This window comes from Aliiglaciecola sp. M165 (genome assembly GCF_007197995.1).
Lineage (GTDB): Bacteria > Pseudomonadota > Gammaproteobacteria > Enterobacterales > Alteromonadaceae > Aliiglaciecola.
Genome location: NZ_VKKH01000002.1, coordinates 537,090 through 552,078 on the forward strand (window position 1 = coordinate 537,090; position 14,989 = coordinate 552,078).

Consider the following 14,989-nt stretch of genomic DNA (forward strand, 5'->3'; position numbering starts at 1 on the left):
ACATCACAGTGAGAATTCTTCCTAAAAGCGCGTTTGGTCAGACGGTTATGCTGATCGGTGTGCTTTTGCTGATCAACCAAGTAGTTTCCTACTTGTCGGTAACCTATTATTTTATTCGACCTAACTACCAGCAAATCAATTCGCTTATAGCCACGCAAATAAAGATGGTATTCCTTGATGAGGTCAATTATCACGATGACGCCACGCAAAAGAACATTTTTGAGACCACCAATATCCACATCTATAGCGAAGTTGAAGCTATTGACAATGGCTTACAACAAGCAGTTTACTATCAGTTTTTCTCTCGACAAATTTCAGATCTTTTAGGTGGTGAAGCCGACGTACGGATTTCTTCAACTGAGCCATTTTTAATCTGGGTAAATCCCCCGCAAGATCCCAATGTTTGGATCACCATCCCCATGGCAAGTTTTAGCGAGGGAGACATTTCGCCGCTGACCATTTACCTACTAGTTATTGGTATCCTCAGTGTCGCCGGCGGCTGGATATTTGTACGACGATTGAACAAACCACTGCATGCCCTGCAAGTCGCTGCATTAGAAGTAGCCCGAGGCAGAGTTCCTGCACCGCTTGAGGAACAAGGGTCGAGTGAAATCATTTCAGTTACCCGAGCATTTAATCGCATGTCCAAGGGAATAAAGCAGTTGGAAGACGACAGAGCATTGTTGACCGCCGGGATATCTCACGATTTGCGAACCCCATTGACGAGAATTCGATTAGCCAGCGAGATGTTGCCCGAGGATCAAAGCTGGGTAAAAGATGGCATAGTGCATGATATTGAAGACATGAACGACATCATCGACCAGTTTATTGATTATGTTCGCCAAGACACTCGCGAACAAAAAGAAAAAATGTCCTTAAACGACCTCATCGAAGACGTAGTGCAGGCACGGAATATCGAAGAACATCATCATATCGTCACACACCTTGGCAATATTCCAGAGGTTAGACTTCGCAAAGTGGCGATAAAAAGAGTACTGGATAACTTAATCGAGAACGCCTTTCGCTATGGCAGTGATAATATCGAAATCTCTAGCGAATTCCATAAACGCAATCGAACGGTGAGTTTTTGCGTTAGAGACTTTGGGCCCGGCATCCCAGAGGAACAAATGGAAAACTTATTCCAGCCTTTCACCCAAGGTGATAAAGCCAGGGGAAGTGTGGGCTCAGGGTTAGGCTTGGCAATCATTAACCGTATTGTTAGCTTGCACAAAGGACAGGTAGAATTGACTAATCACCCCGAAGGCGGCCTCATGGCTACTGTTACCATTCCATTTAACTAGCGAGTAATTGATTTACAGGCGCATTCCCGCAATTGGGGTCCTCTTTCCTAACAAAAAAGTTTTACGACTGAATTTAAAAAATGGCCCGCATGAATTATCTAAACCAGCATAACGGGATTCGCGAAATACTGTTTATCTTCAGTGCCTTTTTCCTTATTCCCAGTTTAAGCTACTCAGACACGCTAAATTTGAAGAGTGTCAGCGTCCGTGCGCGAGTTTCAGACAATACCCTGCTAGGAAAAGACGCGCAGGAAGATTTCAAAGAGTATGACTTTTCAGTAAATTTTCAATTGCCGTGGACGCTCTATTCATCTTCGGACTGGCGAGCCGATACTCGAATGATGACCAGCGCTGGCGTTTTGCGTGGAGCGGGGAAAAACGCTTTGGTCGTTTCTGCTATTCCTGAGCTAGTGATTGGGCACAAAAGTGGATGGTTTAACCTGGATTTAGGTGCTGGTGCAGCGCTATTTAGCAGGCAAAAATTTGGTGTGCAGGATTTTGGTGGTCCCTTCCAGTTTGCGTTGACCCTAGGAGTAAATCTTTCCTTATCGCAGTCGCTCGGATTGGGGTATCGCTTTCTCCACTATTCCGACGCCGGTGTTAACGGTTCTAATACCACTGGAGCAGATTTCCATATGATTGAATTCACTTACAAACTTTAGCAACCACCGTTAACCACGCTAGGATATTTAACGCTAAAAAGACTTGTTTACTGCGCTGCACCCGGCTGCGCATAGGCCCCGCTGTGAATAGATTCGACATCGATGGCATCAAACGCGTATTCCTGATGGCAATACTGACAATTTAATCGCACTGCGCCATCTTCGGCGATGATGTTGAGAAGTTCTTGTTTGTCCACGTTAGCAATGGCCAGCGCACTGCGCTCTTTACTGCAAGTGCATTTGAATACAATAGGTTGAGGCGAGTACAGCTCAATTTCTTCTTGATGATACAAACGATGCAACACCTCCGTTGCTGGCAAATCGAGCAACTCTTCTGCTTTGATTGTCTCTGTCAGCGTACACAAATGGGTAAATTCTGGTCGCGTTGACAGATCACTGACTTCACTACTAGTGGGCAAGACCTGCAGGAATAGGCCCCCTGCTTTTGGTTGGAGGGTGTCTACTTCGGTTTTTAGGACAACCTTTGTGGGTAATTGTTCAGACTGACTAAAATAACCTTCCAGGCATTCTGATAAGGTCGGTTTTTCCAGTGCGACCATTCCCTGATATCGCTCTCCTTCGACAGGAGTGATAGTGATGACTAACACACCTTTTGGCAGCAATTGTGTTAAGTCGCTTGACAATTCCCTAATCGCTTGATCCCACTTAGCCACTCCTCGCATTTTTTGGTCGTGTGTGCCATTTACCACGGCATACTTTAATGCGCCTTCACTTTGCACTTGCACCGCGATATCGCCTTCAAATTTTAACGTTGCAGTTAACAGCGATGTCGCGGCCATTAATTCACCTAGTAACTGCTGAATCACTTTTGGGTAGTCTTGTGAATCGAGAATAGCCTGATAACTGTTGTGAAGCTGAACAAGCTCACCGCGTACGTTTGCTTTGTTGAAAATATAACGGTGAAGCTGATCAAAATGGGACATAATTTTCTCTTACTGCTGTTTAAACTGAATGATTTTACGACGTTGTTTCTTGTCTGGTCGCGATTCTGGCCTTGGGCTATGAAATGCACTTAGCTTTCGCGCTTCAGCATTTTTCTCGCGCTGAACAATACTCTCTGGCGTTTCGGTATACATTTGCTGGGCTAATGGCGCACTTTTACGCTGTTCACTAAGCTGCTCTACTACCACTTCTTTAATGTCATAACCGGCCGGTAATACAATCGTTGCCCCGAGTTCAACGGTGCGGCTGGCCTTACAACGTTGTCCATTATATTGCACCTTTCCCGATTGCACCATGTCTCTTGCAACTGATCGTGTTTTGTAAAATCTGGCCGCCCATAACCACTTATCGATGCGAACGTTTTGATTGTTGTCGTTATCTTTACTGTTCTTCATAGAGTTCAATTGTAATTTTATCGTAATGTTATGGTTTAATAGTTGTGGCCCACTAGTGTACTGGTTATCATTGACCACTTAATATTGGGCTTTTAACTAATTATACATTGAGAAGCGACAACGAATGACCGTTGGTAGTACGAATCTAAGCAATATATGGCTGCAAATCAGCAAATTTCAATCGCAGATTAATCTTGTGATTGTGATATTGTTGTCAATCTACCTATTGGCGCTGCTTGCTGATTTTACCTGGCGCTTGTTTCCTGAACCAAATTCCGTTGCACAACAAAGCAAGATTGTAAGCGGTAGTCAGACAACTCGCCAAGGAAGTGGAAACAAACTCAACCTAGCCCAATTGAAAAGCCTGAATCTGTTTGGCGATATGACAGCGCAGCCTGTTGCGCCAGTTCAACAGCAAGTGACTGAAGCGCCCGAAACAAGATTGAATTTAACCTTGTCAGGCGTTGTCGCTACCAATGAACCAAGTATAGCCGCAGCAATTATCGAAAATCGCGGCACTCAGAATACCTATGGGATTGAAGACGAAATTGACGGCACCAACGCTACCTTGGTTGAGGTCTATGCAGACCGCGTCATTATTGAGAATGGTCCACGCAGAGAGACATTAATGTTGGATGGAATAGAGTACTCCAACGAAACACCTATCTATCAACCCAGGATGGAAACCATTGCTGGGGGTGACGTCATTGAAAGAGAAGAATACAAGGTTTTATCGGAAGAAATAGCAGAATCAACACGAGCGTTGCAGCGAAGCCCAACGAATTTTGCTGATTTTATTGCTATTTCGCCTAACACATCCGACGGACAACTAAATGGTTATCGTATTGCGCCAGGGAAAAATCCCAATTTATTCAAGGCCGCCGGTTTTGTAGCGGGCGACATAGTCACTGAAATTAATGGATTGGACTTAACTGATCCACAGCAAGCACTGGAAGCCATGGCAGAATTGCGTGAAGCCCAGTCTTTACAATTAACAATTAATCGAGGTGAAGAATATCTCACCTTGTTTTTAGATTTCCCTGAAGCGGAAGAAGAACAGGATATATAAGGATGACTCTAATGAGGCAAACAAGCCGCAGTAAATTAAAAGGCTTATGTTTGGCAGCATGTGCAGCTTTTTTCTCTTTGTCGATAAGTGTTGGCGCAGCCGAGTATTCCCCGAATTTCAAAAATACTGAAATCACTGAATTTATTAATATAGTCGGCAAGAACTTAGGCAAAACCATCATTGTCGACCCTAACGTGCGCGGTAAAATCAGTGTTCGCAGCTACGATTTGTTAACCGAAGATCAATACTATCAATTTTTCTTAAACGTCCTGCAGGTCTATGATTTTGCTGTGGTTGAAATGCCAAGTGGAATTTTGAAAGTCGTTCGTTCAAAAGACGCAAAAACTTCAAACATTCCCGTCGTGGAAGGCACACCGTTTGACGGTGATGAAATGATCACCCGAGTCGTGCCTGTTTATAACGTGCCAGTAAGAGAACTAGCTCCTATTTTGAGACAACTCAACGACCAGGCAGGTGGCGGTAACGTGGTTAGTCACGATCCCTCAAACGTCATGATGCTCACCGGTCGTGCCGCAGTGGTTAATCGTCTAGTAGAAATTATTGAACGGGTCGACAAGGCCGGCGACGAAGAAGTTGAAATCATCAAACTAAAGTATGCTTCGGCATCTGAAATGGTCAGAATTGTCGAGAACATCAATAAAAACTCAGGCAAACAACAAGGCACTGGCAAATCACAGCCTCGGGTTGTCGCCGATGATCGCACCAACAGCGTTATTGTCTCGGGCGATAACCAAGCACGCCAGCGACTGATCAATTTGATCACCAAAATGGACCAGGAATTAGAGACCAGCGGCAACACTAGAGTCATTTTTGTTAACTACGCAAAAGCCGAAGACTTAGTTAAAGTATTGCAAGGTGTAAGCGCCAGTATACAAGCCGAGGAACAAGGTGCTGCAAATGCTAGCCGTGGAAATCGTGGCACCAATCGCGATGTGAATATTGAGTCTCATCCTGATTCTAACGCGCTCGTGATTACCGCAGAACCTGACATGATGCGCTCTTTAGAAGAAGTTATCCGTCAACTAGACATCCGTCGCGCTCAAGTGACTGTTGAAGCCATCATTGTTGAAGTATTTGAAGGTGACGGCACAACCTTAGGTGTGCAGTGGGGATCCGAAGATGGTGGTGCACAGCAATTTACTAATGGTGGCGTTGGTATTGGCGCATTAGGCGTCGCGCTAAGGGCTGCTGACGATATCACTGAAACCACGAATGTTCGCGATTCAGAAGGTAATCTTGTCATCAATGATGACGGTACGGTAGCAACACGGACCACCACCACTCAGGGTGATTTCACTGCCTTGGGTCAATTGTTAGGTGGAGTAAATGGATTGTTGGTCGGAGTGATTAAAGATGGCTGGGGAGCAGTTTTGCAGGCCGTGAGTACCGACACCAATTCTAATGTTCTTTCAACACCGCATTTAACCACAATGGACAACGAAGAAGCGTTTTTCATTGTCGGTCAGGAAGTGCCGATTATCACGGGTTCATCAACTGGGTCGAATAATGCGAATCCATTCCAAACGGTAGAGCGTAAAGAAGTTGGTATAAAACTCAAAGTTACACCACAGATCAACGAAGGTGATGCAGTACAGATGCTAATTGAGCAAGAAGTATCTAGCGTAAGCGGTGCAACCTCTGTAGACATCGCAATCAATAAACGTGAAATCAAAACCACGGTTATCGTAGACGATGGCGGCACCATCGTGTTAGGCGGATTAATTGATGAAGACGTGCAAGAAAGTGTGTCAAAAGTCCCATTGTTGGGCGATATACCTATTCTTGGCAACTTGTTCAAATCGACAACCACCAGCAAGCGTAAACGTAATCTGATGGTATTTATCCGTCCGACCATTGTTCGTGATGGCGCAACCATGAATCAGATTAGTCATAAAAAATATAATTTCATTCGTGCTCAGCAGTTGAAACGTCAGTCAGAGGGCATTTCATTAATGCCATTCACCGACAGCCCAACGTTACCGGAATGGGACAACGCACTCGAGCTGCCTCCGACGTTTGAAGAATACCTGTTGAAGAAAGAGCAGGAAGCGAATAACTAATGGCAACAAATATCGATGCTGGCATTCAAGCGGAAGAGGTAATATCCGAGCCATTAACGGAGGCTGAGGAGTCGTCTTATCAGGCAGAGGATACTCAGCATAAACAATTGGCATTTAGTTTTGCCAAGCGTCACAAAGTGCTACTCGATACGGGCGAATCACCGGCGATTTTGTATCATACAGCTAACACGGATTTCTCTGTATTTATTGAAGTTCGACGATTTCTTGAAGCGGATTTCCAGCTCAAAGAGATCACCGATGAACATTTTGAAGATCTGTTAACAAAAGCCTTTCAACGGGATTCTTCCGCTGCAAAACAATTAATGGAAGACATTGGCAACGAAAGCGATTTATTTGCCCTAGCAGAAGAGCTGCCTGATACCGAAGATTTGCTCGAAAATGAAGACGACGCCCCCATCATCAAATTGATCAACGCCATGCTTGGTGAAGCGATCAAAGAAGGCGCCTCAGATATCCATATTGAAACCTTTGAAAACCAGCTTATTGTGCGATTCCGGGTTGATGGTGTGTTACGCGAAATTCTTCGTCCTAACCGCAAACTGTCATCGATGCTGGTGTCGCGTATCAAGGTTATGGCTAAGCTCGACATCGCTGAAAAACGTGTACCACAAGATGGTCGTATTACCCTGCGCATTGCTGGACGTGCGGTAGATGTGCGGGTATCTACTATGCCATCGAGTCATGGTGAGCGAGTGGTGCTACGTTTGTTGGACAAAAACAATGCCCGCTTGAACCTAGAAGATTTGGGCATGACAGCGCAAAACCGCGAACACTTCTCAAATTTAATTCGTAAACCGCATGGAATTATTCTTGTCACTGGCCCTACAGGTTCGGGTAAAAGTACCACCTTGTATGCGGGTCTTTCTGAGATCAACTCTAAAGATCGTAATATCCTTACCGTTGAAGACCCCATCGAATTCGATTTGCAAGGCATCGGTCAAACCCAGGTTAACCCGCGTGTTGATATGACATTCGCCAGAGGGTTGCGAGCGATTTTACGTCAAGATCCTGACGTGGTGATGATTGGTGAAATCCGCGATTTGGAAACCGCTCAAATTGGCGTTCAGGCCAGTTTGACCGGTCACCTTGTATTGTCTACCTTGCACACCAACACGGCTTCAGGTGCGATAACTCGGCTAGAAGACATGGGTATCGAGCCTTTCTTGTTATCTTCAAGCCTCTTGGCGGTATTGTCTCAACGCTTGGTCCGGACACTGTGCCCCGATTGCAAAACCTCGCATATGCCTAACGAAGCTGAATGCAAGATACTTGGCCTTGAACACAGAACAAATGATCAACAGGTATTTAGCCCTAAAGGTTGCGCCGCTTGTAACCAAACAGGATACCGTGGCCGTACTGGTATTCACGAGCTATTGATTGTCGATGAAGCCACTCGAGAGCTTGTACACAATGGTCATGGCGAACAGGCTATCGAAAAACACGTACGCAAAACCACCCCTAGCATTCGCGACGATGGTTGCTCGAAAGTATTGCAAGGCATCACTTCGTTAGAAGAAGTGCTTCGCGTTACCCGGGAGGATTAACCTTGGCTGCGTATGCCTACAAAGCGATCAATCAAAGCGGTCGGAATAAGAGCGGTGTTTTAGAGGGTGATAATGCGCGCCATATTCGCCAACAACTGCGCGAAATGAGCCTAATCCCCCTCGAAGTTGAACAAGTTACGGAAAAAGATAAACGTGACAGTTCAGGCGGATTCGCATTATTCAAACGAGGTATCTCTGCCAGTGACTTGGCCCTGTTGACACGCCAAATCGCTACTCTGGTAGAATCTGCCCTGCCCATCGAAGAAGCGTTGATGGCAGTTGCCGAACAATGTGAGAAGCCTCGACATAAAAACATGATGATGGCGGTTCGCAGTAAAGTCGTTGAAGGTCACTCACTAGCCGACGCCATGGCTGAATTCCCAAATGTATTTGACGAGCTATTTCGGGCCATGGTGGCAGCAGGAGAGAAATCGGGCCATTTAGATACCGTGCTCAATCGTTTGGCTGATTACACTGAAAAACGCCAACAAACTCGAAGCCAGATCACCCAGGCCATGGTGTATCCAGCCATCATGCTGTTTTTTGCCTTCGGCATTGTGTTCCTATTGCTGACGGTTGTGGTTCCTAAAATTGTTGGCCAATTTGACAACATGGGACAAGAGCTTCCTACCATTACCTCGGTATTGATCGCAGTCAGTACCTGGCTGCAAGATTATGGTTTGATTTTAATTGGCTTGATTATCGTGTTGGTCATAGTGATGCAAAGAGTCTTGCAAAAACCGGCAATGAAACTCAAATATCATCAATTAATTCTGCGCTTGCCGCTGATTGGCAAAGTCTCCAAAGGGCTAAACACAGCACGATTTGCCAGCACCTTGAGCATCTTAACCGCGAGTGCTGTACCACTATTAGAAGCCATGCGCATCGCCGGAGATGTGTTAGAAAACCTGCATATCAAAAATTTGGTTGCCGAAGCAAGCGTCAGTGTAAAAGAAGGCTCAAGCCTGCGTGCAGCACTGGAGAAAACCAAAGTATTTCCGCCAATGATGATGCATATGATTGCGTCTGGCGAGCGAAGCGGTGAGCTTCAGCAAATGTTGAAGCGCGCAGCTGATAACCAAGACAGGGAATTTGAAGCCTTGGTTGGTGTCACACTAAAAGTATTTGAACCGGTTTTAATCGTTAGTATGGCAGCCATCGTGTTGTTTATCGTACTGGCAATTTTACAACCAATATTGGCACTTAATAATATGGTGAACGTGTAATGAAAATGAAAACATCAAAGCAAGGTGGCTTTACTCTCATTGAGGTGATGGTAGTGCTACTGATAATTGGCATTATGGCCGGTTTGGTTGCCCCGCAAATTTTGGGAACACAAGAGGAAGCTCAACGCAAAGCAGCCGCGGTTGATATTCAATCTCTGGAAAGTGCGCTAACACGGTATAAACTGAGCAACAATCGTTTCCCTACAACTGAACAGGGCTTAGAGGCATTGATTAGTCAGCCGACTATTGATCCGATCCCTCGTAACTATCCTGAAGGCGGCTATATCACACGTCTACCTAATGACCCGTGGGACAACCCGTATCAATTAATTAGCCCAGGAGAAATTGGTCAGATTGACATTTTCTCTAATGGTCCGGACGGTGAGCCTGGCACTGATGATGACATTGGTAACTGGAACCTCAACGATTATCTTAACTAAATCATAAGCCCATACCATGCAAGCACGGCCATTTCGCTTTGAGCGAATAAGTTCTCAACAAGGTTTTACTCTCATCGAGATAATGGCGGTGCTAGCGATTATGGGGCTGGTGATTAGCCTGGTCACCTTTCGAAACTTTGCCACAACACCCTCCGAAGCATTAGAAAAACAAGCCAAACGCTTTCAAGTGGTGGTTGACATGGCTTCAGACTTTGCCGTACTCAATCAACAAGAAATTGGCATTCGTATCGAGACAAAAACCAATGAATACATGTTCATGTGGTTAGATGAAGAACAAAACTGGCAATTGCTTGAGGGCCAAAATACGTTCGCTAAGTATGCGCTCCCGGAGCCCTTTACGCTGCAACTCGAACTAGACAATTTAGCTTGGGTAGAAGAGGACAATTTATTTAGTGATGGCATTTTTGATGAGTCCCTATCCTTTGATGAAGACCGCGTTGAAATAGGCCAAGATGAGGAAGAAAAGAAGCTTCCGCCTCCACAAATTTTATTGCTTTCCAGTGGCGATATCACACCATTTAGCTTAACCCTGATTTACGAGCCTGAGTTTAGCAGCGACGACCCGGTATATTTTAAACTCAACGCTTTAGATACGGCGCCAATTGAACGCCTCGGCCCTCTGGATGCTATATGATGATGGCCAACTTGACATCCAATGCATGTAAATCCAGTGGCTTTACCTTACTTGAAGTGATGCTTGCATTACTGATTTTTGCACTCACGGGCACCGCAATTATGAAAGCGGCGACCGACCATCTTAATGGCGTAAGCCAGATTGAAGATATAACCTTTGCTACCTGGGTCGCTAACAACCGCCTGACACAACTCAATATCTACACCACTTGGCCGCCCAAAGATAATGAAAAAGGTTCCGAAGTCATGGCAGGCAGAACCTGGTATTGGCAGCAAAAAATACTAAAAACACCCGATGAAGATTTACTGGGGATTGAGATTTCAGTGGGCACTGAAGAAGACTATGAACGCACCGTTACCAGCGTCACCAGCTACTTAGCCAAGCCAAAGGTTGTGCCGCAGTGACAATTAAGCGCTCTTTTCAATCACGCCAATCTGGTTTCACCATTATTGAAATCATGATTGCTGTGGCCATCTTCACACTCATTGGCTTAGCTTCCACCAGCGTGCTGACCAGCGTGATTGATAGCGACGAAATATCTGAACGCCGCTTTTCCAAACTACAGGAATTGCAACGGGCGATGATTACCATCGAGCGAGACTTACTACAAGCGGTACCCAGAGTCATTCGTATTGAGGGGCAGGATAATAATCTGGTGATGAGCGGTGGCAAAGACCTGTTTGAAAGTGAAGCCTTTGGCTTAGGTTTTGTTCGAGCTGGATGGCAAAACCCGCAGCTGATGTTGCCCAGAAGTACCCTACAAAGTGTGGCTTATCGGTTGCAAGAGGGTCGACTGGAACGACTTTTTGGTAACTATGTTGATAATGTCATTGGTTATGAGCCCAAAGTCCGTGTGCTGTTAACCGGCATTGAAGATTTTCAGGTGAGCTTTTTGCTTGAAGCCGAGGAAGATCTCAATGATGAAGACGTATGGGAAGATAATTTCTCACAGGGCGCTATTCCCATCGCCGTGTCAATTAGAATACAAAGCGAAGAGTTTGGCTTGATCAAACGTGATTTCTTGCTTAGTTCAGAGGGTTCTTAAGGGTGCGGTTTGCTGTTCAAAAACGACAAAAAGGTGTGGCCCTGATCGTGGTCCTCATGCTAGTCGCCCTTGTTGCCGTAATCGGCACTGAAATGGCTAGCCGGCTACAACTACATGTTACCCGCGCCACCAATATCAAAGATAACAACCAAGCCTATTGGTACGCCATGGGTGCAGAACAATTCGCCAAAAAATCTATCATTGAACTGCTAGAAAGAAACAACAACGTAGTGTCTCTGGAAGGGGGTTGGTCCGATGAATTTACCTTTCCTCTGGAAGGTGGCGGAATTCAAGCTCAACTGATGGATATGCAAACCTGTTTTAATTTGAACGCTATCAATGCCGCCAACGTGAACAATGACGCTGGAAATAACGCTCAAGCTGGTCAGCGTAATCGTAACGATTCGAATAACACAAATAACAATGATAATGGCGAAAACGCTCAACAAAACACCCCCCAACCAGCGCCCAGACAAGCTTCTCCCGATGGAGCACCACCCGCTGAGGCAGAAGCCTTTGAGCGATTACTGACCGAAGCAATCCCCGAATTAGACAGTTACGCTAAGGAAGTTGTCAGAGACTCCCTTATCGATTGGTTAGATGAAGACGACGAACTCACTCAATCTGGTGCAGAAGATGCCGACTACGGCGCCTTGGTCAACCCGTATTTAGCCGCCAATGGGTTGATGGTCAGCAAATCAGAATTAAGATTGGTGAATGGCGTACAGCCGCAGTGGATAAACGCTTTGATGCCATTGGTATGTGTTATCCCCACCGTTAGCCAATTAAAGATCAATATCAATACGGTAAAAGAAGAGCAAGCGCCGGTATTGGCAGCATTAACGGGTGTGCCCTTATCTGATATACAAAGCCTTATCGGTAATCGAGAGCCAAGCGGATACGAAAATGTACAAGATTTTCTGAGTGAATCGCTGTTTTCCAATTATCCGCTTAGCGATGTACAACGACAATGGTTTGATATTAAAACAGAATACTTTTTATTACATACCAAGACCCGTTACAATAACGCCAGTTTTGCTATGTCTTCACTACTGAAAGTAGAAAACGATGACACAGTGACAGTCATTCGGCGCGAATTTGGAGGAATACGTTGATGGAAAATCTTGTTATCCGGTTGGGTTCAACCACCAGTGATCCGGTTCACTGGCTGGTATGGTCTGGCCATGAGCAAGAGATTATTGCTTCAGGTGTATTAGATGATGCGTCGCAGTTGTCGTCGTTATCTCAACGTGCAGGTTCACGCCCAATCACAGCATTGGTGCCAGGTTGCGACGTACTGTTGAAATGGGTCACTATGCCCGCCAAAGCTTCTCGTAAAGCCTTGACCGCTATCCCTTTCATGCTAGAAGAAGATCTCAGCACTGATATTACTGAACAGTTTTTTGCCTTGGGTGACAAAAAAGCCCTGCAACAAGCGGTGGCCGTGGTCAACAGAGAAAAAATGCAATCCTGGTTAGACGCGATTGAATCAGCAGGATTGTTTTGCGACAAAATGCTGCCTGATGTGCTAGCCGTGCCCTACTTGCAAGATGCTTGGAGCCTGGTCACGCTTGGAGACTTGGCTATTATCCGCCAGGACCAGTGGCAAGGATTGCAAGGCGACTCGATATGGGTATTACCGGCCATAGAGCACTTTGCCAAACAGCAAACAACACCGCTGAAAATCGCCAATCACAGTGATCAGGACATCACACGTTTAGCTAATGTTGAAGTTTTAGCACAACCACTAGAGATGCCCATGCAGTTATTAGCAACAGGCGCATTGAAATCCTCATTTAATTTGTTGCAAGGCGAGTTTAAAGCCAAACAACAAAGCAGTGGAAATTGGCGACAGTGGCGAGTGGCAGCAGTCCTGGCAATTGTCGCTTTCCTAGTTACCTTCATTGACAAACAGGTTGAACTGAATCGCCTGGAAACGCAAAACGCAGCGCTGAGCGAGCAAATGTTGTCAGAATACAAACGGGCATTTCCAAATAAATCCCAACCACGTCAAATTCGTCGTGCTATGGAAAATGGCTTGGCGCAACTAGAGCGGGGCGGCGGCAGTGCTTCTATGCTGGCAATGATGACGCAGCTCACCAATGCGTTTCAGAGCAGTAATGTGAAACCTCAAACCTTACGCTTTGACAGTGCCCGTTCAGAATTGCGTTTGCAGGCTGTTGCCGGACAGTATGAAGACCTAGAGCAATTTAAACGCCTGGCCGAACAACAAGGTTTTGTTGTGCAACAAGGTGCAATTAATAATAAAGACAGCCAAGTCATTGGCTCAATGACGATTCGGAGCTGAGATGAAAGAATTATTAGCTAAATTTCAGCAACTCAGTGAACGTGAAAAGGTCCTGGTAATCGTTGCTGGCATTTTTGTTGTGGTGTTTTTCTTTTATTTTGTAGTGTGGGCGCCAATGAATGACGCGCTTGCCACTCAACGAAAGAATATTCAAACCAAACAAACTGATCTGGTATGGATTAAACAAAATGCCAATCGCGCAGTGCAACTCAGAGCCGGCTCAGGTGCCAGTGCGAGCTTTTCCGGATCCTTACCTCAAGCAGTTAACCAGACAGCAAGCCGAGTCAATATTGCAATTTCTCGCATGCAACCTCAGGGAGAAGAGTTGAAGGTATGGGTCGATCAAGCGCCGTTTAATGACGTACTGAGTTGGTTGCAAAGCTTAGAAGCTCGTGGGATCAGGATCATTAATGTTGACCTGGCCGAAGCTGATTCGCCGGGCATGGTTAAAGTCAGAAGTCTGCAGTTAGGGAAATCATGAATCAAGTTATAAAATGGGTGTTGTTAGGCTTGGTAGTCTATCTTGTTTTTCTGCTTGCTAAACTTCCAGCGAGCCAAGTCATCCACAGAATTCCGTTACCTGACAACATCATTGTAAGCAATGTCGAAGGTACAATTTGGTCCGGAAATGCTGGCAACGTATTCGTCAACAACATCGCCATAGACAACGTGCATTGGGAAGCCTCCTTTTGGTCACTTTTGATCGGAAATTTGTCTTTAGACATTGAGGCAGGCACCTTGCGGGACAGTTCGACGATATTTATTCAAGGTCCCCTGGTCGTTGATATGTTTAATCCTAATCATATCCAAACCCATGATCTTAGCATTTATGTTCCGGCCAAAATGGCGATTGCACAGGTTTCATTGCCTGTTTATGCCGATGCATCGGGTCGCTTCAGAGTCGATATTCAAGAGCTCGACTACTTTAATGCATGCCGCTCTCTGACAGGCACAGGTCAATGGATAAATGCTGGATTGTCAGGCTTACAAGGATTGAACGCACCATTAGATTTGGGCAATTTCTCGGCGGATCTTCGTTGTGATGGCGTGCAAGTGCTAGTGCAAGTCAAACAGCCGAACGTGTTCAATCTGACCGCAGACGTCAGAGTCGCCCACAACGCAAAATGGTCCATTGATGGTCGCTTTAAACCTGCAGACGAATTGCCTGAACAAGTAAAGTCAGCCGCGCAATTTTTTGGACGAACAGACGCCCAGGGTTTTTATAATATCAACTTTTAAAGGGTTGATTTTTAATATCATTTAACAAGACTCGATAGTC

At 45.5% G+C, this 14,989-nt stretch carries 16 protein-coding genes; 14 read left to right on the top strand and 2 right to left on the bottom strand.

From position 1 onward, the window contains the following. Positions 1-8: 8 nt before the first annotated feature. Both envZ and FM019_RS04585 read left to right on the top strand, forming a co-directional pair. Positions 9-1,301: a two-component system sensor histidine kinase EnvZ gene (gene envZ, locus FM019_RS04580; protein ID WP_143834715.1), complete on the top strand. Its 1,293-nt coding sequence runs from the start codon at positions 9-11 to the stop codon at positions 1,299-1,301. Between the two features lie 80 nt (positions 1,302-1,381). Continuing rightward, the gene (locus tag FM019_RS04585) at positions 1,382-1,963 is read left to right on the top strand and encodes an acyloxyacyl hydrolase (protein ID WP_143834716.1); all 582 of its coding nucleotides are present in this window, start codon (positions 1,382-1,384) and stop codon (positions 1,961-1,963) included. 47 nt (positions 1,964-2,010) lie between these two features. Here FM019_RS04585 and hslO read toward each other — a convergent pair whose 3' ends face one another. Next, positions 2,011-2,907, bottom strand: coding sequence for an Hsp33 family molecular chaperone HslO (gene hslO / locus FM019_RS04590; protein ID WP_143834717.1), 897 nt, complete (start codon positions 2,905-2,907; stop codon positions 2,011-2,013). Between the two features lie 9 nt (positions 2,908-2,916). Next, positions 2,917-3,321, bottom strand: a complete 405-nt coding sequence (gene hslR / locus FM019_RS04595) for a ribosome-associated heat shock protein Hsp15 (RefSeq protein WP_143834718.1) — start codon at positions 3,319-3,321, stop codon at positions 2,917-2,919. Between the two features lie 124 nt (positions 3,322-3,445). On the opposite strand from hslR, the gene gspC reads away from it, so the two are divergent. Genes gspC through FM019_RS04655 form a run of 12 tightly spaced genes read left to right on the top strand, consistent with a single transcriptional unit; the run spans position 3,446 to position 14,949 of the window. Further along, on the top strand, positions 3,446-4,390 hold the full coding sequence (gspC, locus tag FM019_RS04600) for a type II secretion system protein GspC (protein ID WP_143834719.1): 945 nt from the start codon (positions 3,446-3,448) through the stop codon (positions 4,388-4,390). A gap of 11 nt (positions 4,391-4,401) precedes the next feature. Continuing rightward, positions 4,402-6,471, top strand: coding sequence for a type II secretion system secretin GspD (gspD, locus tag FM019_RS04605; protein ID WP_409553358.1), 2,070 nt, complete (start codon positions 4,402-4,404; stop codon positions 6,469-6,471). Next, the gene (gspE, locus tag FM019_RS04610; RefSeq protein ID WP_260681523.1) at positions 6,471-8,036 is read left to right on the top strand and encodes a type II secretion system ATPase GspE; all 1,566 of its coding nucleotides are present in this window, start codon (positions 6,471-6,473) and stop codon (positions 8,034-8,036) included. The genes gspD and gspE overlap by 1 nt, the downstream gene beginning before the upstream one ends. 2 nt (positions 8,037-8,038) lie before the next feature. Then, entirely contained in the window at positions 8,039-9,262 is a 1,224-nt protein-coding gene (gspF, locus tag FM019_RS04615; protein ID WP_143834721.1) for a type II secretion system inner membrane protein GspF, read from the top strand. A 5-nt stretch (positions 9,263-9,267) separates the two neighbouring features. Then, complete coding sequence (gspG, locus tag FM019_RS04620) at positions 9,268-9,702, top strand: type II secretion system major pseudopilin GspG (RefSeq protein ID WP_143834950.1); 435 nt, start codon at positions 9,268-9,270, stop codon at positions 9,700-9,702. A gap of 16 nt (positions 9,703-9,718) precedes the next feature. Continuing rightward, the gene (gene gspH, locus FM019_RS04625) at positions 9,719-10,357 is read left to right on the top strand and encodes a type II secretion system minor pseudopilin GspH (RefSeq protein WP_143834722.1); all 639 of its coding nucleotides are present in this window, start codon (positions 9,719-9,721) and stop codon (positions 10,355-10,357) included. Between the two features lie 2 nt (positions 10,358-10,359). Next, positions 10,360-10,761, top strand: coding sequence for a type II secretion system minor pseudopilin GspI (gene gspI / locus FM019_RS04630; RefSeq protein ID WP_409553361.1), 402 nt, complete (start codon positions 10,360-10,362; stop codon positions 10,759-10,761). Between the two features lie 2 nt (positions 10,762-10,763). Beyond that, a complete protein-coding gene (gspJ, locus tag FM019_RS04635; RefSeq protein ID WP_409553362.1) occupies positions 10,764-11,402 on the top strand; it encodes a type II secretion system minor pseudopilin GspJ in 639 nt (212 codons plus the stop codon). A 2-nt stretch (positions 11,403-11,404) separates the two neighbouring features. Then, entirely contained in the window at positions 11,405-12,517 is a 1,113-nt protein-coding gene (gene gspK, locus FM019_RS04640; protein WP_260681525.1) for a type II secretion system minor pseudopilin GspK, read from the top strand. Further along, on the top strand, positions 12,517-13,710 hold the full coding sequence (gspL, locus tag FM019_RS04645) for a type II secretion system protein GspL (protein ID WP_143834724.1): 1,194 nt from the start codon (positions 12,517-12,519) through the stop codon (positions 13,708-13,710). Before gspK ends, gspL begins: the two co-directional genes overlap by 1 nt. Before the next feature lies 1 nt (position 13,711). After that, positions 13,712-14,191 carry a type II secretion system protein GspM gene (gene gspM, locus FM019_RS04650; protein ID WP_143834725.1) on the top strand — a complete coding sequence of 160 codons (480 nt, stop codon included), beginning with the start codon at positions 13,712-13,714 and terminating at the stop codon, positions 14,189-14,191. Beyond that, complete coding sequence (locus FM019_RS04655; RefSeq protein WP_143834726.1) at positions 14,188-14,949, top strand: type II secretion system protein N; 762 nt, start codon at positions 14,188-14,190, stop codon at positions 14,947-14,949. The genes gspM and FM019_RS04655 overlap by 4 nt, the downstream gene beginning before the upstream one ends. Positions 14,950-14,989 lie beyond the last annotated feature (40 nt).